The organism is Saccharopolyspora sp. ID03-671 (genome assembly GCF_045278815.1).
In the GTDB taxonomy this organism is placed as follows: Bacteria; Actinomycetota; Actinomycetes; order Mycobacteriales; family Pseudonocardiaceae; genus Saccharopolyspora; species Saccharopolyspora ipomoeae.
Map to the genome: position 1 here is coordinate 5,983,922 of NZ_CP134054.1, position 22,401 is coordinate 6,006,322.

Sequence of the window (22,401 nt, forward strand, 5' to 3'; positions counted from 1 at the left end):
GTGGCCGCCGCGGAGTTCGACATCAGCCGCGGCTACCGGTTGAATCCGCAGGTCGCGTTGCGCCCCGAACCCTTCGGGGCGCTCGCGTACCACTTCGGCAACCGGAAGCTGTCGTTCCTGAAAGTTCCCGAACTGGTGGACCTCGTCCGCGAACTCGGTGAGCACCCCAGCGTCGAAGACGCGCTGGAAACCCTCCCCGAGCAGCGCCGGCCGCAGTTCCGCAAGGCCCTGGCCTCCCTCGCCGCCTCCGACATGATCCGCCCGCAGGCGGAAGCGGAGTAGCAGGCCCTCCCGAGAACCCGACTCCTTGGCCCGACAGCGACGTCCGGTTGGAAGTGAGCCGAGAATGACCACCACAGCACCGGTTCTCCCGCTGGTCGAGCAGTTCAAGGGCGGTTTGGACGCCCCGATCTGCCTGACCTGGGAATGGACCTACGCCTGCAACCTCGCCTGCGAGCACTGCCTGTCCTCATCGGGCAGACGCGACCCGAACGAGCTCTCGACCGACGAGATGAAGGCCGTCATCGACGAGCTGCAGCGCATGCAGGTCTTCTACGTCAACGTCGGTGGCGGGGAACCCACCGTGCGCCCGGACTTCTGGGAACTGCTCGACTACGCCATCGACCACCAGGTCGGCGTCAAGTTCTCCACCAACGGCCTGCGCATCGATCCCGAGCGCGCCCGCAGGCTGGCTGCCACCGACTACGTCGACGTGCAGATCTCCCTCGACGGCGCGACCCGCGAGGTCAACGACGCCGTGCGCGGGCCCGGATCGTTCGACATGGCGATGACGGCGCTGCAGAACCTCTCCGACGCGGGCATGCGCGACTTCAAGATCTCGGTGGTGATGACCAGCCAGAACGTCGACCAGCTCGACGACTTCAAGGCCATCGCCGACCGCTTCGGCGCGCAGCTGCGCATCACCCGGCTGCGGCCCTCCGGGCGCGGCGCCGACGTGTGGGACGAGCTGCACCCCTCCGACGCGCAGCAGCGCCAGATCTACGACTGGCTGGTGGCCCACGGCGACCAGGTGCTCACCGGTGACTCGTTCTTCCACCTCAACGCGCTGGGATCGACCCCGCTGCCGGGGCTGAACCTATGCGGCGCGGGGCGGGTGGTGTGCCTGATCGACCCGGTCGGCGACGTCTACGCGTGCCCGTTCGCCATCCACGACGTGTTCAAGGGCGGCAACGTCCGCGAGGAGGGCGGTTTCGCCCGCGTGTGGCGGGAGTCGGAGCTGTTCAACGACCTGCGGCAACCGCAGTCGGCGGGCGCCTGCGCGTCCTGCTCGCACTACGACGCGTGCCAGGGCGGGTGCATGGCGGCGAAGTTCTTCACCGGACTGCCGCTGGACGGGCCCGATCCCGAGTGCGTGCAGGGCCACGGTCAGTCCGCGCTGTCCATCGTGGACAAGAGCGTGCTGCCGAAGTCCACCCAGGACCACTCGCGCTCCTCGCGGCGCAAGGTCGGGCTGGGCATGCCCGCCGTGCCCGCCAAGCCGTGCGACTCGTCTCCGCTGGTGAGCGAGCGGTGAAACTCGTCCACCCGGTCCGGCTCGGCCGGGCCGCGGCACCGTCGCGCGTCCTGTTCGGGCCGCACGAGACCAATCTCGGCCGGGAGCGGGACATCTCGGACCGGCACGTCGCCTACTACGCGGCTCGCGCCGCCGGTGGGACCGGCGTGCTGGTCACCGAGGTCGCCAGCGTCCACGACTCGGACCGGCCCTACGAACGCGCCCCGCTGGCGTCGCGGTGCGGCCCCGGCTGGGCCGCGGTGGCCGAGGCCTGCCGTCCACACGGGACTGTCGTGCTGGCCGGGCTCGGGCACTCGGGGTCGCAGGGCTCCTCGGCGTTCTCGCAGCAGGTGCTGTGGGCGCCGTCGCGGGTGGCCGACGTGGCCAGCCGCGAGATGCCGATGGAGATGGAGCAGCCCGAGATCTCCGCGCTGGTGGGCGGTTTCGCCGACGCGGCCAGGCTCGCCGTCGACAGCGGGCTGCACGGGGTCGAGCTCAACGCCGGGCAGTTCTCGCTGCTGCGGCAGTTCCTGTCCGGGCTGACCAACCAGCGCGGCGACGACTACGGCGCCGACCGCACCCGCCTGCTGCGGGAGGTCGTCGCCGCCGTCCGCGAGGCGATCGGCGACGGCGTGCTGGGGTTGCGGTTGTCCTGCGACGAACTCGCGCCCTGGGCCGGGATCACCCCCGAGGCCGCCGCCGGGATCGTCGAGTCGATCCGCGACGAAGTCGACTACCTCGCGGTCGTCCGCGGCTCGGCGATGGGCACCTCGGCCACCCGTCCCGACCTGCACACCGAACCCGGCTTCAACATCGACCTCTGCCGGGGCATCCGGGAATCCGCCGGTGACACGCCGGTGGTCCTGCAAGGCAGCGTGGTCGACCCCGGCCAGGCCCAGTGGGCCCTCGACGACGGCGTCGCGGACCTCGTCGAGATGACCCGAGCCCAGATCGCCGACCCGGACCTCGTCGCGAAGACCCGCGAAGGCGTACCGGTCCGACCCTGCGTGCTCTGCAACCAGAAGTGCTCCGTCCGCGACAACCGCAACCCCCTCGTCACCTGCATCGGCAACCCCACCGCCGGTCACGAAACCGACGAGATCCCGATTTCAATGGAGATCGGGAACCCGAGTTCCATTGAAATCGCGTCCTCGGAGCCCGTGCTGGTGGTCGGGGGTGGTCCCGCCGGGTTGGAGGCCGCTCGGGTGCTGGCGTCCCGGGGGCGGCGGGTGGAGCTCGTCGAGCGGGACGAACGGCTCGGGGGCATGGCGCGCACCGCCGCCGAAGTCGCTGGTCGGGGGCGGTTGCTGGGGTTGGTCGAGTGGCTGGAGGGCGAGGTCCGGCGGCTCGGGGTGCAGGTGCGCACCGGGTCGGAGGCCGGGCCCGACGAGCTGGACGGGCGGGAGGTCGTGGTGGCGACCGGGTCCGCGCCCGGGCCGTGGAACTTCAAGGTCGACGGGGGAGTCGTGCTCGACGTCGTCGAGCTGCTCAGCGGCGGGACGCCCGACGGGCCGGTGGTGGTGCACGATCCCGTCGGCGACTTCGTCGGTGTCGGGATCGCCGAGCTGCTGGCGGGTCGCGGTGTGGAGACCGCGATCGTGACGCAGGATCAGGTCGTGGGCACCCAAGTCGCGCTGACCGGCGACCTCGCCGACGCCAACGCCCGGCTGCAGCGGGCAGGCGTGGCGCTGGAGAAGCGGTCCCTGCTCCGCGAGGTCCGCGACGGGCACGTCGTCCTGGAGGACGTGTTCACCGCCGAGACCCGCGAGCGCCCGGCCGCCGCCGTCGTCCACTGCGGACACCGGTTGCCCGATCAGCGCCTCGCCGGCCTGCCGATCGGCGACTGCGTGGCGCCGCGCACGATCCACGAAGCGGTCCTGGAAGGCCGCCGGGCGGCGGGAGGTCTGCGATGAGCCGCTACCTGTTCTCCCCGCTGCGCGTGGGGCCGGTGACGGTGCGCAACCGCATCGTGTTCTCCGCGCACCTCACCAACTACGCGCACGACGGGCACCCCACCGAGCAGCACGCCGCCTACTACGCGGCGCGCGCCGAAGGCGGGGCCGGGCTCGTCATCACCGAGGAGCACTCGACCCACCCCACCGACTGGCCGTACGAGAAGCTCATCCACGGGTTCAACCCGTCAGTGATCGACGGTTACCGGCGCATCACCGAAGCGGTGCACGCGCACGGGACCCCGATCTTCGCGCAGCTCAACCACAACGGCGGGCAGGCGTCGTCGATGTACTCCCGGCTGCCGGTGTGGGCGCCCTCGCCGGTGCCCGACCCGATGTTCCGGGAGGTCCCCAAGGCCATCGACACCCGCGAGATCGCCGAGGTCGTCGCCGGGTACGGAACCGTGGCCGCGCACTGCGCCGAGGGCGGCTTCGACGGGGTGGAGCTGCAGTGCTCGCACTCGTCGATCGTGCGCGGATTCCTGTCGCCCGCCACCAACAAGCGCACCGACGCCTACGGCGGATCGCTGGCGGGCCGGGCCCGGATCCTGCTGGAGATCATCGACGCGGTCCGCGCCTCCCTCGGACCCGACCGGGCGCTGGGCGTGCGGATCTGCGGCGACGAGCTCATCGAGGGCGGCACCACGATCGACGAGGCCGTCGAGGTCGCCAAGATGGTCGAGGCCACCGGCAAGGTCGACTACATCAACACCTCGATCGGCGTGGCCACCTCGACGCTGTACATGATCGAGGCGTCGATGGCGATCCCGCCGGGCTACGCGCTGTTCATCTCCAACGCCATCCGCCAGGCCGTGGACCTGCCGGTGGTCGGCGTCGGCCGCATCAAGGACCCGCTCCAGGCCGAACGCGCCCTGGAGGAAGGGCATTGCGACCTGGTCGGGGTGGTGCGCGGCCAGATCGCCGACGCCGACTTCGCCGCCAAGGCCCGCTCCGGGCACGCCACCGACATCCGCACCTGCCTGTCCTGCAACCAGGAGTGCGTCGGCCGGATGGGTCTCAACCGCTGGCTCGGCTGCATCGAGAACCCGCGCACCGGGCGGGAATCGGTGACGCTGCCGATGCCGCGCAGGCGCTCCCGGGTGCTCGTGGTCGGGGGCGGGCCCGCCGGGCTGCAGGCCGCGTCCACCGCCGCCGAGCGCGGTCATCACGTGACGTTGTTCGAGCAGGAGCCCGAGACCGGAGGGCAGGTCGCGCAGGCCGCGAGCGTGCCCGGTCGGGCCGAATTCCTCGACGTGGTGCGCAACCTGCGCGCCGAGTGCGCCCGGCACGGGGTCGACGTCAAGACCGGTGTCGCGGCGACCGCGCAGCTGCTGCGCGAGGAGCACCCCGACGCCGTCGTCCTGGCCACCGGGGCGCGGCCCCAAAAGCCGTGGTGGGCGGGTGATCTGGAGCGGATCGTGGACGTTCGGGACGTGCTCGCCGGGGACGCCGCGCCCGAGGGCGAGGTGCTCGTCGTCGACGAGCTCGGCTTCCACCAGGCCGCTTCGGTCGCCGAGCTGCTGGCCGACCGGGGCTGCCGGGTGCGGATCAGCACCCCGGGCATGGTCGTCTGCCAGGACCTCGGCGTCACGCTGGACATGGAGACCTTCAACATCCGCGCCGACGCCAAGGGGATCGGCCAGCGCACCGACGAGGTCGTCATGGGCGCCTCGGCCGACGGCGAACGCGTGTCGCTGCAGATCCTCAAGCACACCACCGGCGAGACCACCGAGCACGTCGTCGACTGGGTGGTGTGCGCCGTGCACCAGAGCCCGGTCGACGAGCTGTGGCACGAGCTGCGCGACGCGCCGTTCCCGGTGCACCGCGCAGGGGACTGCCTCGCGCCCCGCCGCGCGCACGCGGCCGTGATCGAAGGACACCGAGTGGCGGTGGAACTGTGAGCGCGCTGCCCGACACCCTCGCGATCGTCGTCGTCCGCGACGGCGCGCTGCCCGCCGGTGCCGACGAGACCGTCGCCGAAGCCGGGGGAGCGGTGCTGCTCACCGGAACCGGAACCGCCCGCGCCGCCAAGGAGCTCACCGCCGCCCGCAGCACCTGGACCGTCGACACCGCCGTGGTGGCGCCCGGTTCGCTCGCCGCGACGCTGGCTCCGCTGCTCGACCAGGTGCGGGTGGTGCTGCTGCCCGGTTCGCCCGACGGGCGAGACCTCGCCCCCCGCTTGGCGTTCGACACCGGGAGGGCGCTGCACGCGGGCGCGGTCCGCTGCGGCCCCGACACCGCCGACCTGTCCAGAGTGGACGACCAGGTGGAGGTGCGCGTCCGCTTCATCGGACCCGTCGTCGTCACCCTGACGCCCGGGGTGCGCGGCGTCGGAACACCGCTGCCGCCGCCCGAACCCGTCCCGCTCGACGCGGCACCCGGCACCGCCCGGGACGCCGAGCTGGTCGAGGTCCGCCCGCCCGAACCCGAGACCGTCGAGCTCACCGAAGCGCGCCGCATCCTCGGCGGCGGCGCCGGGCTCGTCCGCCCGGGCGAGGACGGGACCGCCGTGATGCGCACGCTCACCGAGGTCGCCGCCTGGCTCGGTGCCTCCGCCGGGGCAACCCGCGTGGTCACCGACGCGGGCTGGGCCGGGCACGATCGCCAGATCGGCACCACCGGCGTCGTCGTCGACCCCGACCTCTACGTCGCGTTCGGCATCTCCGGCGCCACCCAGCACACCGGCGGCCTCGGACGACCCGAGCACGTCGTCAGCATCAACACCGACCCGCACTGCCCGATGACCGCGATGGCGGATCTCGGCATCATCGCCGACGCCCCCGCCGTCCTGGCCGAACTCGACCGCCGGAGGCGAGATGACTGAAGTCGATGCCGTCGTGGTCGGCGCCGGTCCCGCCGGATCGGCCGCCGCCCTCGAACTCGCCCGCGCCGGGCGCAGCGTCATCCTGCTCGAACGCGGACCGTTCCCCGGCTCCAAGAACGTCTACGGCGGCGTCGTCTACGCCCGCGTGCTCGACGAGGTGCTGCCCGAGTGGTGGCGCGAGGTGCCCGTGCAGCGCTGGGTTACCCGCCGCAGCACCATGATGCTCACCGACCACCAGGCGCTCACCGTCGACTTCCGCACCGAGGACTGGGGCAGCGCGCCCTACAACGGCATGACGACCTTCCGCGCCGACTTCGACTCCTGGCTGGCGGGCAAGGCCGTCGAGGCCGGGGCCCGGCTGGTCACCTCGACGGTGGCCACCGACGTGATCCGGGAGAACGGGCGCGTCGTCGGCGTCCGCACCGACCGGCCCGACGGCGACATCCGCGCGGAGGTCGTCATCGCCGCCGACGGCGTCAACTCCTTCCTCGCCAAGCAGGCCGGGCTGCTGCCCCGGACCGACCCCGAGCACCAGACGCTCGGCGTGAAGGAGACCCTGGCGCTGCCGCGCAAGACCATCGACGAGCGCTTCCAGCTCAGCGGCGACCAGGGCGCCGACTTCGAGATCCTCGGCTGCACCGGTGACATCGCCGGCGGCGGGTTCCTCTACACCAACCGCGACACCGTCAGCGTCGGCGTCGTGCTCTCGCTGAGCGACCTGGCGGAATCCGGTCGGCGGCCGGAGGACGTGGTCGCCGACCTCAAGGCGCACCCGGCGATCGCGCCCTACCTGCGCGACGCCGAGCTCAAGGAGTACTCCGCGCACCTCATCCCGGAGGGCGGCTACCGCAGCATGCCGCCGCTGTCCACGCCCGGGATGCTCGTCACCGGCGACGCCGCGGCGATGTGCCTGGCCGCCGGGATCTGGCTGGAGGGCGTCAACTTCGCGATCGGGTCCGGACTGGCCGCCGGGCGCACCGCCGCCGAGGCCGTGGAGACCGGCGGCGGGCTCGACGGGTACCGGGAGCGGTTGGAGGGCAACTTCGTGCTCGCCGACCACAAGCGGCTGCAGCGCGCGCCCGAACTGGTGCTCTCCGACCGGGTGCAGCAGCAGTACCCGAAGCTGCTGTGCGACTTCGCCCAAGGGGTGTTCACCGTCGGCAACCCGGCGCCGAAACCCCGGCTGGGCAAGCTGTTCCGCGACACCGCCGCCCGTCACGGCGTCCGGCTGCGGCAGCTCGCCGCCGACGCCTGGACCGGTCTGCGCACCTTCGGCTGAAGAGAGGCGGCCATGTACCGAGACATCTCCTTCGAGGACCGCATGGGCACGGTCGACTTCGACGTGGGCGAGCGCGCCCACATCACCGTCGACACCGAGGTCTGCCGGTCCTGCACCACCCAGGCGTGCGTGTCGGCGTGCCCGGCGAAGCTGTTCGTGCCGACCGGCGACGGCGGCATCCTGTTCAACTACGAGCAGTGCTTCGAGTGCGGCACCTGCTACCAGATCTGCAACAACGCCGGGGCGATCACCTGGACCTATCCCGACGGCGGCAACGGCGTCGTGTTCCGGAGGGGTTGAGCGCATGCGCATCGCAGTGGCACTGAGCCGGCCCTGGCAAGGCGTCGAGGTCGACCCGCTGACCGGGGCGCTGGGCACCGCCCACCGGGGCGAGACGCCCGCCGAGCACGCCGCGCTGGAGCACGCGCTGCGGCTCGCCGAGCTCACCGGCGGCAGCGTCCACGCCATCACCGCGGGGCCGCCGGAGACCGAGCGGGGCCTGCGGGACGCGCTGGCCGCCGGGGCCGACCGGGCCACCCGCGTGGACCTAGATACACCGCTGAACTCCTTGACGCACAACGGTTCCGCCGCAGGGTGCCTCGCTCGCGCGCTGCCCGAGATCGACCTGGTGCTGTGCGGCGACCGCTCCGGCGACGGCGGTACCGGCGCGACCCCGGCGTTCCTGGCCGCGCACCTCGACGCCGCCCAGGCGCTCGGCGTCGTCCACGTCGAGCTCGACGGCGGCCGGGTGCTGGTGCACCGCCGCCTCGACGGCGGGGGACGCGAGGTCCTGCGGATGCCGAGGCCCGCCGTGATCTCGGTCGAGGGCGGCCTGCGGCTGCGCCGCGCCGCGCTGCCCGCCGTGCTCGCCGCGCAGGAAGCGGAGATCACCGTCGTGCCGGGCTCCCGGCCGGACACCGACGTCGACGTGATCTCCACCCGCCCGCGCACCCCGCGAGCGCGCGCCTACCCGCCGCCGAGCGGCGACACCGCGCACCACCGGGTCCTGGAGCTCACCGGGGCGCTCGTCGACCGCACCCCGCCCACCGTCGTCGGACCTCTCGACCCGGCCGAGGCGGCCGACGAACTGCTGGGCTACCTGCGACGTCACGGGTACCGCGGATGAGCCGGGTCGCCCTCGTCACCGGCGCCGCGAGGGGAGTCGGGGCCGCCGTCGTGCGCGGGCTCGCCGCCGACGGCTGGAACGTCGTCGCGCTCGACGTGTGCGCCGACCTGCCCGGCGTGCCCTACTCGCTCGGAACCCGCGACGAGCTGCGGGCGCTCGCCGACGAGCACCCCGGGTCGGTGCGCGAGGTCGTCGCCGACGTGCGCGACGCCGCCGCGCTGGCCGAGGCGGTGCAGGTCGCCGAGGCCGAGTTCGGCGGGCTCGACGCCGCCGTGGCCGCGGCCGCGATCATGGCCGGTGGCGCGCCGCTGTGGGAGACCGGCGACGCCGAGCTGGACCTGCTCTTCGACGTCGACGTGCGCGGCGTGGCCAACCTGGCCCGCGCCGCCGTCCCGGCGATGCTGCGCCGACCCGAACCCCGCTCCGGCAGGTTCGTCGCGCTGGCCTCGGCCGCCGCGCACCGCGGCCTCTACCACCTGGCCGGCTACAACGCGGCCAAGCACGCGGTCGTCGGGCTGATCCGGGGGCTGGCCACCGACCTGCGGGGCACCGGCGTCAACGCCACGGCGGTCTCGCCCGGCTCCACCCGCACCGACATGCTCACCGCCACCGCGGCCTTCTACGACCTCGACGACGTCGAGGAGTTCGCGACGCACCAGGTCGTCGACCGGCTCCTGGAACCCGAGGAGGTCGCCGCTGCCGTGCGCTGGTTGTGCGACGAGCGCGCCTCGGCGATCACCGGAACCGTCGTCCACGCCGACGGGGGGTTCACCGCGTGAGAGTGGTGGCCGACCCGAGCCTGCAGCGCTTCGACGACGGCCGGACCGTCGCCGGGGGCTCGCCGTACCGCATCCTGCGGCTCACCGCGCGCGGCTCCGAACTCCTCGACGACTGGCTGGCCGGGAAACCCGTGACCAGCGGGAACTCGCTCGCGCAGCGGCTGGTGCGCAGCGGCGTCCTGCACCCCGAGCACGACACCGCGAGCCTGGGGCCCGACGACGTCACGGTCGTCGTCCCGGTCCGCGGCCCGCGACCGGGCGCACTGCTCGACGCGCTGGAGGGGATGCGGGTGCTGGTCGTCGACGACGGCTCGCCGACTCCGATCCCCGGCGCCGCCGTCCGCCACGACACCGCGCGCGGACCGGGCGCCGCCCGCAACGCCGGGTGGCGGCTCGCCGACACGCCGCTGGTGGCGTTCCTCGACGCCGACACCGTCCCCGAGCCCGGCTGGCTCGACCCGCTGCTGCGGCACTTCGAGGACCCCGAGGTCGCCGCCGCGGCGCCGAGAGTCCGCAGCAGGAGAGGGGATTCGGCTCTGGAGCGGTTCGAGCGGGCCTGCTCGCCGCTGGACCTCGGCGAGCAGCCCGGACCGGTGCGCGCGGGGAGCCGGATCAGCTACGTGCCCACCGCCGCGCTGCTCGTGCGCACCGAAACCCTCGCCGAACTCGGCGGTTTCGACGAGACGCTGCGCTTCGGCGAGGACGTCGACCTCGTCTGGCGGCTCACCGCGCGCCACCAGGCCCGCTACGAACCCGCCGCGATCGTCGAGCACGCCCCGCGCCCCAGCTGGCCCGCGCTGCTCAAGCAGCGCTACGGCTACGGCTGCTCGGCCGGTCCGCTCGGCCGCCGACACGGCGAGAACGTCGCCCCGGTGCGGCTGTCGCTGTGGAGCGCGCTGGCCTGGCTGCTCGTCGTCCTGGGCCGCCCCCGCCTGGCCCTGGCCGTGACCGGTGCGGCCGCCGTGCTGCTCACCCGCAAGCTCGGCGCGCTCGGCATCCCCGCCCGCGAGTCGATCTCCCTCGCCGTGCGCGGAAACATCGGCGCCGCACGGCTCCTCGTCGAATCCGCCGGACGCGCGTGGGCACCGCTGGCGATCCCGCCGCTGCTGCTGAGCAAGCGCGGACGCCTCGTGCTGGCCTGCGTCGCCGCTCGCCACCTCACCGAACCGCGCGAGCTCGACCCGCTGCGGCACACCCTCGCCCGCGTCGCCGAGGACGCCGCCTACGGTTGCGGCGTGCTGCGCGGCGCGCTGCGCGAGCGCAGCACCGTCGCGCTGCGGCCGGTGCTCACCGACCGGGGCGGGCGCAGCAGCGTCCCCGTCGGCGGAGGCGAGGCGTGAACCTCGGCGAGACCACCTGGCCGGAGCTGCGGGAGCCCCGGCTGCTCGCGGTCCCGGTCGGCGCCACCGAGCAGCACGGCCCGCACCTGCCCTGCACGGTGGACACCGACATCGCCGCAGCCCTGTGCGAGCGCCTCGCCGAGCGGCGCGACGTCGTGATCGCGCCGCCGGTCGCCTACGGTTCCAGCGGCGAGCACGCCGCGTTCCCGGGCACCCTGTCGATCGGGCAGGCCGCCACCGAGCTGCTGCTCACCGAGCTCGGCCGCTCCGCCGACGCCTTCGCCGGCGTCGTGCTCGTCTCCTGCCACGGCGGCAACGCCGTGCCGGTGCGCAACGCCGTGCGCACCTTGCGCGCGGAGGGCCGCCGAGTGCTGGCGTGGTCGCCGACCGGGCGCGCCGACGACAGCCACGCCGGGCGCACCGAGACCTCGGTGATGCTGGCCCTGCGCCCGCACGTCGTGCACCTCGAACAGGCCGAGATCGGCAACACCGCACCGCTTTCCGAGCTCATCGACCGGCTTCGCACCGGCGGCACCGCCGCGGTCAGCGACAGCGGCGTCCTCGGCGACCCGCGCGGCGCGAGCGGCTCCGAGGGCCGCCGAATCCTGCGCTCCTGGACCGAGAACCTGATCGACGCGGTCGACGCCTGGGATTGAATGCAACACGCCTGAGCCCCCGGATGCGGTGAGAACCCCCGCTCGGGTCTAACCTCTATGCCGATTGGCCCGGGAAACTGCTCCGAGAGGGCTAATTTCACCGTGGATGACCCCATGCCCGGCAACGCGATCCGGTTCGGGTGCGTGTCGGGTCCGACGGTCGCTGGGGGCGGCGTCCGCTGGGCGGATCGAGAGGACCTTTCGGGTGACGATTGAGAAAGAACCCGTTGAGAAGCACGCAGTAGCAACGGATGTGGCTCAACCGGAGTGGAGCGCGGTCCCGCCCCGGCAGAAGCGGGACCGCGCGGTGTGGCTGGTGGCGGCGGGGGCGCTGCTGGCCGGACTGCTCTTCGTCGTCGTCGACGTGCACTACAACGGCGGGCGCTACATCCCGTCGCTCGACGACGCCTACATCCACCTGCAGTACGGCAAGCAGATCGGACAGGGCGAGTTCCTGCGGTTCCACGACGGCGAACCGATCAGCACCGGCGCCAGCAGCCTGCTCTACGTGCTCGTCCTCGGCGCGCTGCACGCCGTCGGCATGCACGGTGGTCTGCTGATGCCGGCCGCGGTGCTGCTCGGCATCGTCTGCCACGCCGCCACCGCCGCCGGGGTGCTGCTGCTCGGGCAGCGCCTGGTCAACCGCACCACCGGCCGCTGGGCCGGTGCGCTGGTGGCCTTCAGCGGGCCGATGCTGTGGGGCGCCACCAGCGGCATGGAGATCACGCTGACCGCGTTCCTGCTGGTCGCAACGCTGCTGATGGTGGTGCGCGAGGCGCCGACCGCGGTCTTCCGCTGGACCCCGGTGCTCGCCGCGCTGGCGGCGCTGTCCCGGATGGAGGCGCTCGCGTTCCTCGCCGTGCTGGTGCCGCTGATGATGCACGCCTGCCGCCGCCGCGCCGGACTCGCCCGCATCGGGGCGATGGCCTGGTGCCTGCTGCCGTTCGCGGTCGTCGGCGCGCAGCTGCTGTTCTACCGCCTGGCCACCGGGCACGCCTCGCCCAACGGCTCCCAGTCGAAGTCGCTGACCAGCATCCCGCACTTCAACCTCGGCGAGTTCGTCGGCAAGACCTCCGAGAACTTCTCGCAGTTCCTGCAGATCCTCAGCGGACTTACCCGGCAGGACTTCGTCCTCCCCGGCGCGCTGCTGCTCGCCGCCGTCGGCATGGTCGCGCTGACCAGGCACGACGACGCCCGGCGCTACGTCGGGCTGACGATCGGGATCGGCACCGTGCTGGCGCTGGGGGCGATCTCGACGATGGGAACCGCGCTGTGGCAGCAGGTCCGGTACCTGCAGCCGTTCCTCCCGCTGTTCCTGCTGGTCACCGTGATCGGCATCGGCGCGGTCGTCGGGTGGTTGCGCCTGTCCGGCCGGGCGGCCACCGCGATCCTGCTGGTCGCCGCGCTGTTCACGGCCGTGTCGGTGCCGCTGTGGGCGCACGTGATGGTGGTCGAATCGGCCAGCATCCGGGAACGGCTCGTCAGCCTCGCCGCCTGGGCGAAGGGCGGACTCCCGGAAGGCGCGCGGCTGGGCGTGCACGACGTCGGCGCCGCCGCCTACCTCAGCGGCCACCCGACCGTCGACCTCGTCGGGCTCACCACCAACGACCTGGCCGAGCCCGCGCTCAACGGGATGGGCTCGCTCTACGAGGAGCTGCGCACCCTCCCGCCCGAGAAGCTGCCGGACTACGTCGCCGCCTACGACGCCATGCCCGGCGGCATCGAGCTCGACAAGCTCGCCGCCGCGGGCGTCTACACCGACCCGGTGCTGGCGACCCCGCAGATCACCGTCTGGAAGACCGACTGGAGCCTGTTCGGCTCCGGTGATCAGCCGGAAACCCCCGTGCAGGGCCGGATTCGCGACCGCGTCAACGTCGGCTCGATGGACTCCGAGCGCGCGCACGACCACCACCTCGACGCCGCGCGCTCGGACTTCCCGCCGATGACCGAACTGCGCACCGTCGACTCCGGCGGCAGGCGGATGGTCGACAGCGCCCGGCACATCTGGGGCGAGGAGGAGTTCACCCTGCACCACCTCGAACCCGGCCGGCCCGTCCACCTCATCGCCCGGCACGACGCCAGCGGGCCCAAGGGCGGCTTCTACACCGGGATGCGCGAGGTGCGGGTGTTCGCGGGAGACGTCGACCTCGGCAAGCACGAGCTGGTGCCCGACCCCAAGGGCTGGAACGAGTCGGTCATCGAGATCCCCGCCCACCTGGTCACCTCACCGGACCTGACCGTGCGGATGGGCGCGACGCAGGAATTCGTCGGTCCCTACCCGGACTACAAGTCCTTCGGCTACTGGGCCGTGCAGTGAGCACCGCGTTATCGGGCGGTGACCGGGGTGTCGAACGATTACCGCGTTGTGCGGTGACTCCCGGCGAATCCGGGAAAACCGCCCTCTATAGTCGATCGCACGGGCCGGCCCAAAGGTGTGCGGGCGCGAAAACCCCTGCCTGGAAGGACCCGTTGGGTTGAGCGTGACGAAAGATCTGGTCGAACCGGAGTTAGCCGAGCCGACGACGCGCGCGGACGCGTCCGCGCGCCGGTGGCGCCTCGACCGGATCGGGATGTGGGCGGTACCGCTGGTGGCGCTGGCCGCCGGGTTGGCGTTCGTGCTGATCAACGTCCACTACAACGGCGGCCGCTACATCCCGCCGCTGGACGACGCCTACATCCACGCCCAGTACGCCAAGCAGATCGGGCAGGGCGAGTTCCTGCAGTACAACGACGGTGACCCGATCTCCACCGGCGCCAGCAGCCTGCTCTATGTGCTGGTTCTGGGCGCGTTCTACTTCCTCGGCGTGCACGGCGGGCTGTTCCTGCCCGTCGCCGTCCTCTTCGGCGTCGTCTGCCACGCGCTCACCGCCGGGGGAGTCGTGCTGCTCGGCCGTCGCGTCGCCGGTCCGGTCGCCGGTGCGTGGGCGGGATTCCTGGTGGCGCTCAGCGGGCCGCTGCTGTGGGGCGCCTCCAGCGGCATGGAGGTCTCGATCACCTCGTTGCTGCTGGTCGGCACGCTGCTGGTGCTGGTGCGGGAACTGCCGAGCGGGGTCTTCCGGTTCACCCCGGTCCTGGTGGCGCTGGCGGCGCTGTGCCGGCTGGAAGCGCTGGTGTTCCTGCTGGTGGTGCCGTCGCTGATGATCTACGTCAGCGCGCGCCGCGCCCGGAGCCTGCCCGCCCGGTTCGGGTCGCTGGTCTGGTGCGCGCTGCCGTTCGCGGTGATCGCAGCGCAGCTGCTGTTCTACCTGGCCACCACCGGTCACTCGTCGCCGAACGGCTCGCAGGCCAAGTCGCACCTGAGCATGCCGAACCTGAGCCTCGGCGAGCTCGCGGGCAAGACCGCGGACAACTTCTCGGCGTTCATGGAGATCCTCGCCGGGCTCAACCGGCAGGACTTCGCGTTCCCCGGCGCGCTCGCGCTGGCCGCGCTCGGCGTGGCGGTGCTGGTGCGCGACGGCGGCCCGCGCCGCTGGGTCGGCTGGACGATCGGCGTCGGCACGATCCTCGCGCTGGGCGCGATCTCCACGATGGGAACCGCGCTGTGGCAGCAGGTCCGGTACCTGCAGCCGTTCCTGCCGCTGTTCGTGCTCGCCGCCGTCATCGGCCTGATCGAGGTCGGCAAGCGGCTGCGCCTGGGCGACAAGACCCCGGTGGCGCTGCTGGCGGTGGCCGCGCTGTTCACGGCCCTGTCGGTGCCGACCTGGGTGCACAACGCCGTGCAGGACTCGGGCGGCATCCGGGAGCGCGTGGTCGCGCTTGCCAACTGGACCAAGGGCAACCTGCCGGAGGACGCGCGGCTGGGCGTTCACGACGTCGGCGCCGCCGCCTACCTGGGCGGTCACCCGACCGTCGACCTCGTCGGTCTCACCACGAACGGGCTGGCCGAGCCCGCGCTCAACGGGATGGGCGCGCTCTACGAGGAGCTGCGCGCGATGTCGCCCGAGGACCGGCCCGACTACATCGCCATCTACGACCGGATGCCCGACGGCGTGCAGCTGGAGCACCTCGCCGACGCCGGGGTGCTCGGCGCCCCGGTGCTGTCGCTGCCGGTCATGACGGTCTACAAGGCCGACTGGAGCCTGATCGACACCGGTGACGAGCCGATCCGCCCGGTCACCGGCACCATCCGCGACTACGTCGACGTCGGGTCGATGACCTCCGAGGCCGACCACGACCACGAGGTGCACACCGCGCGCGCCGGGTTCCAGCCGATGACCGAGGCCCGCACCCTCGAAACCGGTGGGCACGAGGTCGTCGACAGCGCCCGGCACATCATCGGCGAGGAGGAGTTCACGCTCCACGACCTCGTCCCGGGTCGGCAGGTGCGGCTCATCGCCCGCCACGACTCCACCGGTCCCAAGCCCGGCCTGTACACCGGCGCGCGCGACGTGCGGGTGTACGCCGACGGCACCGACCTGGGCAAGCACTGGCTCAAGCCGGAGCAGAAGGGCTGGTCGGAGACCGTCATCACGATCCCCGGGCACCTGGTGACGGGCCCGGACCTGACGATCCGCCTGGCACCGATGAGCCCGTTCGGCCCGTCCCCGGACTTCCAGGCCTTCGGGTACTGGGCGGTCCAGTAGCCCGGCCGGTTCAGCAGCGGCGTGACCTGGGCCGGGCGCGGTTGACACACCGCGCCCGGCCTTTGTGTACTCGGCGGGTGGACGAGCGGATGGCGGCCGGTGCCCGCACCAGCCTGCCCGAGTGGCCCGCGCGGGTCGCCGTCGATCCCGAGGGGACGAGCTACGCGCTCGTCGGGATCGGGGACCCGGCCGAGGGGATCGTGCGTGGTTGGGTGGGGGAAGTTCTCATGAGAACTGCGCCCAGTCCGGTGTGGACGGCCCAGGCCGACCGCGCCGACGAGGTCGTCGACGCCCTGGACGAGCAGCTCGGGCGGGCGCGGGTCGGGTGGCGGCTGATGCTGGCCGGGCCGGAGGCCGACGTCCTCGCCCTGCGGGCGCGAGCGCTCGCAGCCGGGGCCGTGGACGAGGAGGTCCGCTGCCACGTCACCTCCCGCGAGCGGCTGCGGGTGCACTGCGCGCACTGCACGGCCGAGACCCCGGTGACGGCCCCGCCCGGCTCCCGCACCACCTGCTCCGGTTGCGGACATCCGTTGCACATCTACAGCCACCTCTCCCGCCACCGGGGCTCCTACCTGGGGTTCCACGCCGACGTGGAGGCGTTCCGGTGATCCTGCCCGAGCGGGTGCGACGGTTCCCGTGGCCGCTGGAAGGCGACCACTACCGCTACAGCGTCAACGTCGAGGCCGCGCCCCGCGCCCACCGCACGGCGGCGGGGGAGTGGGGCGGCACCGTCCTCGACTTCCACGCCGACTACGAGGCCGAACTGGCCGAGCGCGCCGCGATCCTGCGGCGCGACCCGGGCAGGCACGTCGAACTCCCGCACATGCGGGAGGCCGGTTGGGACGCGCTGCTGCACCTGCTCGCCGAAGCCGCCGCCACCGACCCGGCGATGACGCTGAGCAGCACGGGGGACCGCGAGTTCCGCTGGGAGAACGGCAGGCTCGGTGTGACCCGGCGGTTCCGGGTCGGTGACGAGGACTCGCTGGGCGAGTCGCCGCTGCGCTTCGCCGCCTCCCAGGTCAACGACGACCTCGTGCTCCTCGACGAGCGCGCAGGACGGCTGTTCGCCGATGCCGGAGTGGTCACGTTCGCGTCGAACTGGTCCATCAAGTTCGTGCTCGGCATGTCGTTCACCGACCTGCACGGCCCGGTGCCGCGCGACCTCGCCGACGGCGCGATCCCGCGAGCCGAGCGGTTCCTGCTCGGCCTGCAGCCCGGCGACTGCTACCGGCGGCTGAACTGGAGCTCCACCGTGGGGCACCGGCTCGACGCCTCGCTGGAGACCTACGACGAGTGGGGCGCCGAGCGGGGTTCGGTCGGCGACCTCGGCGAGGCCCTGCACCTGCGGGTGGAGGTGCAGCACCTGATCCGGCTGCCGCTGACGGGCTCGATCCTGTTCCTGATCCGCACCTACCTGCTGCCGATGCGGGAGCTGGTGCTGGTCCCGGCCTGGCGCGAGCAGTTCGCGACCGTACTGGCCGAACTGCCCGACGAGATGGCCGACTACAAGGGTTACGGCGAGATCCGGCCGGAGCTGCTGGCGTGGTTGCGGCGATGAACCGGCTGACGGTCTCCGACACCCGCCTCATCGCCGAGGGCGTCCGGCGGATCCGGCTGGTCGGTGACCTGCGGTCCTACGTGCCCGGCAGTCACCTCGACGTTCTGTGCGGCACCGACGAGCGCGGACGGCAGCGGCGCAACGCCTACTCGCTCACCGGTGACGGGTTCCGCCCCGAGCACTACGAGATCTCGGTGCGCCTCGGCACCGGCGGGTCCCGCTGGATGCACCGGCTGCGTCCCGGCGACGTCGTCGAAACCGACGATCCCCGAAGCGGTTTCGCGCCGGTGCAGTCCGCGCGGCACCACCTGCTCGTCGCCGCCGGGATCGGTGTCACGCCGATCCTCTCGCACTTCCGGGCGGCGCGGTTCTGGCGGCGTTCGGTCGAGGTGCACCACGTCTCCCGGGACGGGGTGCACGCCGGGGACCTGCGCGGGCACCTCACCGATTCCCGCGCTCGGTTCTGGCGCGGGCTGGACCTCGCCGACCAGCCGCTGGGTACCCACCTCTACGCGTGCGGCCCGGAGTCGTTCCTCGCCGAGGTGACCGCGCGCGCCCGCGAAGCGGGCTGGCCGGGCAGCCGGGTGCACGTCGAGCGCTTCGGTGCGCGGCCCGCCGGGGGTGAGCCGTTCACCGCGCACCTGCGCCGCAGTGGGACGTCCGTGCCGGTGGGGGACGGCGAAACCCTGCTGGAGGCGCTGGAATCCGCCGGTGCGGCGGTGGCGAACCGCTGCCGCCGGGGCGTGTGCGGGGAGTGCGTCGTCGAGGTCACCGGTGGCGTGCCGCTGCACCGCGACCTCGTGCTGCCCGAGGAGGACCGGGCCACCCGGATCGCGCCCTGCGTGTCCCGGGCGCGCGGCGAGGTCGAACTCGACCTGTGAGCGCCCGTCGTAGCGGTGCGTGAGAACCGCGCGCGGCCGAGTTCCGTTGCCGGGCGCGCGGAAACGGTGTTCGGCGCCGGGCGGTGGTGACGAAGCGGTATCGGTTGCGTCACTCAACGATATGCGCCGCCGGGGTCGTGTGAGATGTCCGGTGCGGGCGGAAGGCGCCCGATTCGCCGTTTCCGCAGGTCCGGGGCAAGCGTTTGCTTGGGTTCACCCGACAGTGATCAGGAACTGGTGCGTTCAGGTTGGGAATGGCCCGATTTCGTCACGCACAGGTGCTTATTGACTCCGCTATGGTGCTCCGCCGTAGTCAGCAGGGTGTGTCTGCGCATACGGCTCAACACGCACGGTCACATCTGCGGGGGTTCCTGAGGCGCGGAGCGCTGAACGCCGCGTGTGGGCTTGTCACGCCCTGCTCGCCGTGTTCGAGCCGAAGCTTGGGGTTGTTGCTCGGGCAACCCTTGAGAGGAGTCAGGCCAGGCCGTCGCCACCGCGGCGAAGACCCAGATCCCGGTCCCGCTGCCACCGCTGGAACCGATGGTCGACTTCGCCGACGCCGTCACGCTGCTGGCCATGCCCACGATGCCGCTGATGCGGCTGGAGATCACCGGTACCAACAAGGTTCGGTTCGAGATGCCCCGGCTGGAAGTCGGGCAGGGCATCAACACCTCCGTGGTCATGATGATCGCCGAGGAGATGAATGCCCGGCCCTCCGACGTCGTCGTCGAGATCTCCGATGCCCGGCCGGAGCTGTTCATCAACCACTTCACCGGCTTCTCCAGCGGTGTTCGGGCGTTGTGGAAACCGCTGGCCTCGATGGCCGCGGGCGCCCGGTCCCGGCTGGTCACCGCCGCGGCCGAGCGGTTGGGGGTGGCGGCGGCGAAGCTGACGGTCGAGGACACCGCGGTGCACGCGCCCGACGGTCGCTCGGTGACCTTCGGCGAGCTGGCCCGGGACGCCGCCCGGGTCGTCGCGCCCGCCGTCCCGGCGACGCCGAAGAAGCCCGAGGAACACGAGGTCCTCGGCAAGCCGATGAACCGGGTGGACGCGCGCGGCATGGTCACCGGCGCCACCCAGTACGTCGGTGACATCAAGATTCCCGGCTCGGTCGTCGCCGTCGTCGTGCGACCGCCCACAGTGGACGGGAAGGTCGCGGCGTTCGACGACTCCGCGGTGCGCGGCCTGGCAGGCGTGTCCGACGTGGTCGAACTGCCCAGCGGTGTCGCGGTCTGCGCCGAGAACACCTGGCAGGCGCTGGAAGCCGCTCAGCAGCTCCAGGTCACCTGGGTTCCCGGACCGGGAGCCCGGACCTCCGACGCCGACATCCAGGCGAAGCTGAGCGACAAGACCGGCAGCATGATGGACGCGCTGAACCTCGACGACGGCGAGGGCAAGATCGACGCGAGCTTCAGCTTCGCCGGGGTGAGCCACGCGCCGATGGAGGTCAGCTACGCGGTGGCCGACGTGCGTCGCGACCGCGCCGAAGTCTGGTACCCGGGGCAGGTCGGGATGGGCGTGCAGGTCGACGTCGCCAAGGCCGTCGGGCTTCCCCAGACCGCCGTCACCGCGCACATCACGCGGGCCGGAGGTTCCTTCGGTGCGCGCGGTTTCAACGACGCGGCGGTCGAGGCGGCTCGGGTGTCGAAGGCGATCGGCAAGCCCGTCAAGCTGATGTGGACCCGCAACGACGAGATCCGGCACGGGCGGATGCGCCCGCCGACCCACCACCGCATCATCGCCTCCTACCGGGGCGGGAAGGTCCGCTCCTTCCAGCAGAAGATGAGCGGCGTGATGGTCGACCTCTCGCACGGTGCGGGCATCGTGCTGACCTCGGAGATCTTCGGGGCGATCAACAAGCCCGTCGACGAGATCGTCTTCTACATCAGCCAGAACGTGCCCTACGAGTTCGGGCTGGTCACCATCGATGGCAAGGGCGAGCGGGTCCCCGGCGTGAAGACCGCCGAGTGGCGCGGGGTGCACGGCGGATCGTTCCGCGCGGCGCAGGAGCTCGTCGTCGACGAGCTCGCGGCGAAGCTGGGCGAGGACCGGCTGCAGTTCCGGATGGACTCGCTCAAGACGGACCGGGCGAAGGCGGTCCTGCGCAAGGTCGGTTCCGAGGGGAGCTGGGGGCGTCCGCTGCCGAAGGGCCACGCGCAGGGCCTGGCCGTGCACGAGGAGCACCGCTCGTCCTCGGCCTGCCTGGTGGAGATCGACGCCACCGATCCGTGGAATCCGCGCGTCACCAAGGCTTTCGTCGCCGTCGACGTGGGGCGGGCGATCAACCCGCGCGGCGTGGAGGCGCAGATGCAGGGCGGCCTGATCGACGGGATCTCCACGATCCTGCAGGCGGGCCTGCACTTCGACAACGGCGCGGTGCGCGAGGGCAGCTTCAGCGACTTCAAGTGGGCGCGGCAGCGGCACTCGCCGATCGAGACGAAGGTCTTCGTGATGCCTCCGACCGGAAATCCCGGTGGTGTGGGCGAGTTGGGCGTACCGGTCGCGGCCGGCGCCGTGGCCTGCGCCTACGCGCGTGCGACCGGCACTCGGCCGCGCAGCTTCCCGATCAACTTCTGATTCCGGCCTGATCCTTCGAGGAGTTCCCGAGCGACATGCCCAAGTACGAGTTCACCGTCAACGGCAAGGACGTCGAGGTCGACGTCCCGGCGGAGATGCCCCTGCTGTGGGTGCTGCGCGATCAGCTGCGCATCACCGGTCCCAAGTACGGCTGCGGCGTCGGCGTCTGCAGGGCCTGCACCTGCTTGCAGGACGACGAAGAGGTCCAGACCTGCATGGTCAAGGCCGAAGACGCCGACGGCACCGAGATCACCACGATCGAGGGCCTGGCCGACGGAGATGAGCTGCACCCGGTGCAGCAGGCGTGGCTGGACCGCGACGTCGCCCAGTGCGGCTTCTGCCAGCCGGGCCAGATCATGACCGCCGTCGCGCTGCTCAACGAGAAGGGCGACGACGTCACCGACGCGGACATCGACAAGATCGAGAACGTCTGCCGCTGCGGCACCTACGGCCGGATCCGCCAGGCCATCAAGCAGGCCGCCGAGAACATGTGAGCCGTTGCCGGGGTCTCCTCGGGCTCGCGGTGGGGCCGGGGAGACCGCGGACGGTTTTAGCCATAATCACCCATGATCAATGTCCGTTTCGTCCGGACAGTTATGGCTAAAACCGTCCACCGCCGCGGCGTCCGAGGAATCTCGTCTCGATCAGGACGCAACGACATCGGCGACGGGACGTCTTCAGGGGTGTCAAGGCGTTGGGGCGCCACGAACGCAACCCTGGGGGTAAGTGATGAGCAAGACCAGCAGGAAGACCCTGGCCGTCACCGGGATCGTCGCCGGCGCGCTGCTGGCCACCGGCGGCGGAGCCGCAGCGCTGGCCCAGCACGGCAGCGGGGCGGAAACCGCGTCGGTGGCCCGCGTCTCGGCCACGCAGCCGGGTCAGGACCAGGACCGGGCCGACATCGGCACCTCGAACTGCTCGGCCGAGGACTTCATCGCCAGCGCGAGCGCGGTGCAGGGCCGGCCGGGCCACTTCCTGGTCAGCTTCGGCAACCGATCCGACAAGACCTGCACGATCAACGGCGGCGTTCCCGCCCTCGCCGGGCTGGACATGACCAACTCGCCCATCGAGGAACTCCCGGTCGACAAGATCTCGGTGCCGGGCGCTCCGGAGGAGTTCACCCTCCAGCCCGGCGACCTCGTCCACACCGAGATCGAGGCCGTCTCGGGCCCCAACGCCCCGGACACCTACGTGGTGAGCGGTTTCCAGGGTTCGCTGCCGGACATGTCCCAGCCGCAGCCGATTCACGTCACCGGCACCGACGAGGTGCGCCTGGAGGTCACCGGCCTGCGCATCACCTCGCTGGTCGCCGGCCCCGACGCGCTGAAGTAGA

Annotated in this window: 19 protein-coding genes; all 19 read left to right on the plus strand. The window is 72.2% G+C overall.

The window, feature by feature from the left end; genetic code table 11:
• The 19 genes from mftB to REH65_RS27810 all read left to right on the plus strand — a co-directional run bounded on the left by mftB (position 1) and on the right by REH65_RS27810 (position 22,400).
• Positions 1–282 carry a mycofactocin biosynthesis chaperone MftB gene (gene mftB / locus REH65_RS27720; protein ID WP_281453611.1) on the plus strand — a complete coding sequence of 94 codons (282 nt, stop codon included), beginning with the start codon at positions 1–3 and terminating at the stop codon, positions 280–282.
• Positions 283–346: 64 nt separating this feature from the next.
• Positions 347–1,534 (plus strand): mycofactocin radical SAM maturase, encoded by a 1,188-nt coding sequence (mftC, locus tag REH65_RS27725; RefSeq protein WP_281453610.1) that lies wholly within the window; start codon positions 347–349, stop codon positions 1,532–1,534.
• The gene (locus REH65_RS27730; protein WP_406689733.1) at positions 1,531–3,426 is read left to right on the plus strand and encodes a mycofactocin system FadH/OYE family oxidoreductase 1; all 1,896 of its coding nucleotides are present in this window, start codon (positions 1,531–1,533) and stop codon (positions 3,424–3,426) included. The genes mftC and REH65_RS27730 overlap by 4 nt, the downstream gene beginning before the upstream one ends.
• A complete protein-coding gene (locus REH65_RS27735; protein ID WP_406689734.1) occupies positions 3,423–5,366 on the plus strand; it encodes a mycofactocin system FadH/OYE family oxidoreductase 2 in 1,944 nt (647 codons plus the stop codon). The genes REH65_RS27730 and REH65_RS27735 overlap by 4 nt, the downstream gene beginning before the upstream one ends.
• On the plus strand, positions 5,363–6,289 hold the full coding sequence (locus REH65_RS27740) for a mycofactocin-associated electron transfer flavoprotein alpha subunit (protein WP_406689735.1): 927 nt from the start codon (positions 5,363–5,365) through the stop codon (positions 6,287–6,289). The genes REH65_RS27735 and REH65_RS27740 overlap by 4 nt, the downstream gene beginning before the upstream one ends.
• Positions 6,282–7,568, plus strand: a complete 1,287-nt coding sequence (locus tag REH65_RS27745) for an FAD-dependent oxidoreductase (protein ID WP_406689736.1) — start codon at positions 6,282–6,284, stop codon at positions 7,566–7,568. Before REH65_RS27740 ends, REH65_RS27745 begins: the two co-directional genes overlap by 8 nt.
• 12 nt (positions 7,569–7,580) lie before the next feature.
• The gene (locus REH65_RS27750; RefSeq protein WP_281453605.1) at positions 7,581–7,868 is read left to right on the plus strand and encodes a ferredoxin family protein; all 288 of its coding nucleotides are present in this window, start codon (positions 7,581–7,583) and stop codon (positions 7,866–7,868) included.
• Positions 7,869–7,872: 4 nt separating this feature from the next.
• Positions 7,873–8,694: a mycofactocin-associated electron transfer flavoprotein beta subunit gene (locus REH65_RS27755; RefSeq protein ID WP_406689737.1), complete on the plus strand. Its 822-nt coding sequence runs from the start codon at positions 7,873–7,875 to the stop codon at positions 8,692–8,694.
• A complete protein-coding gene (locus REH65_RS27760; RefSeq protein WP_281453603.1) occupies positions 8,691–9,473 on the plus strand; it encodes a mycofactocin-coupled SDR family oxidoreductase in 783 nt (260 codons plus the stop codon). Before REH65_RS27755 ends, REH65_RS27760 begins: the two co-directional genes overlap by 4 nt.
• Positions 9,470–10,813, plus strand: a complete 1,344-nt coding sequence (gene mftF, locus REH65_RS27765) for a mycofactocin biosynthesis glycosyltransferase MftF (RefSeq protein ID WP_406689738.1) — start codon at positions 9,470–9,472, stop codon at positions 10,811–10,813. Before REH65_RS27760 ends, mftF begins: the two co-directional genes overlap by 4 nt.
• A complete protein-coding gene (gene mftE / locus REH65_RS27770) occupies positions 10,810–11,469 on the plus strand; it encodes a mycofactocin biosynthesis peptidyl-dipeptidase MftE (RefSeq protein ID WP_406689739.1) in 660 nt (219 codons plus the stop codon). The genes mftF and mftE overlap by 4 nt, the downstream gene beginning before the upstream one ends.
• 205 nt (positions 11,470–11,674) lie before the next feature.
• Positions 11,675–13,786: a hypothetical protein gene (locus REH65_RS27775; protein ID WP_406689740.1), complete on the plus strand. Its 2,112-nt coding sequence runs from the start codon at positions 11,675–11,677 to the stop codon at positions 13,784–13,786.
• A gap of 163 nt (positions 13,787–13,949) precedes the next feature.
• Positions 13,950–16,052, plus strand: a complete 2,103-nt coding sequence (locus tag REH65_RS27780; RefSeq protein WP_406689741.1) for a hypothetical protein — start codon at positions 13,950–13,952, stop codon at positions 16,050–16,052.
• Between the two features lie 77 nt (positions 16,053–16,129).
• Positions 16,130–16,660, plus strand: a complete 531-nt coding sequence (locus tag REH65_RS27785) for a dimethylamine monooxygenase subunit DmmA family protein (RefSeq protein WP_406689742.1) — start codon at positions 16,130–16,132, stop codon at positions 16,658–16,660.
• The gene (locus REH65_RS27790; protein ID WP_406689743.1) at positions 16,657–17,610 is read left to right on the plus strand and encodes a heme-dependent oxidative N-demethylase family protein; all 954 of its coding nucleotides are present in this window, start codon (positions 16,657–16,659) and stop codon (positions 17,608–17,610) included. Before REH65_RS27785 ends, REH65_RS27790 begins: the two co-directional genes overlap by 4 nt.
• Complete coding sequence (locus REH65_RS27795) at positions 17,607–18,491, plus strand: PDR/VanB family oxidoreductase (protein ID WP_406689744.1); 885 nt, start codon at positions 17,607–17,609, stop codon at positions 18,489–18,491. The genes REH65_RS27790 and REH65_RS27795 overlap by 4 nt, the downstream gene beginning before the upstream one ends.
• A gap of 540 nt (positions 18,492–19,031) precedes the next feature.
• Complete coding sequence (locus tag REH65_RS27800) at positions 19,032–21,068, plus strand: molybdopterin cofactor-binding domain-containing protein (RefSeq protein WP_406689745.1); 2,037 nt, start codon at positions 19,032–19,034, stop codon at positions 21,066–21,068.
• Between the two features lie 35 nt (positions 21,069–21,103).
• Entirely contained in the window at positions 21,104–21,562 is a 459-nt protein-coding gene (locus REH65_RS27805; RefSeq protein WP_281453595.1) for a (2Fe-2S)-binding protein, read from the plus strand.
• 235 nt (positions 21,563–21,797) lie between these two features.
• Complete coding sequence (locus tag REH65_RS27810) at positions 21,798–22,400, plus strand: DUF4232 domain-containing protein (protein WP_406689746.1); 603 nt, start codon at positions 21,798–21,800, stop codon at positions 22,398–22,400.
• Position 22,401: the final 1 nt, after the last annotated feature.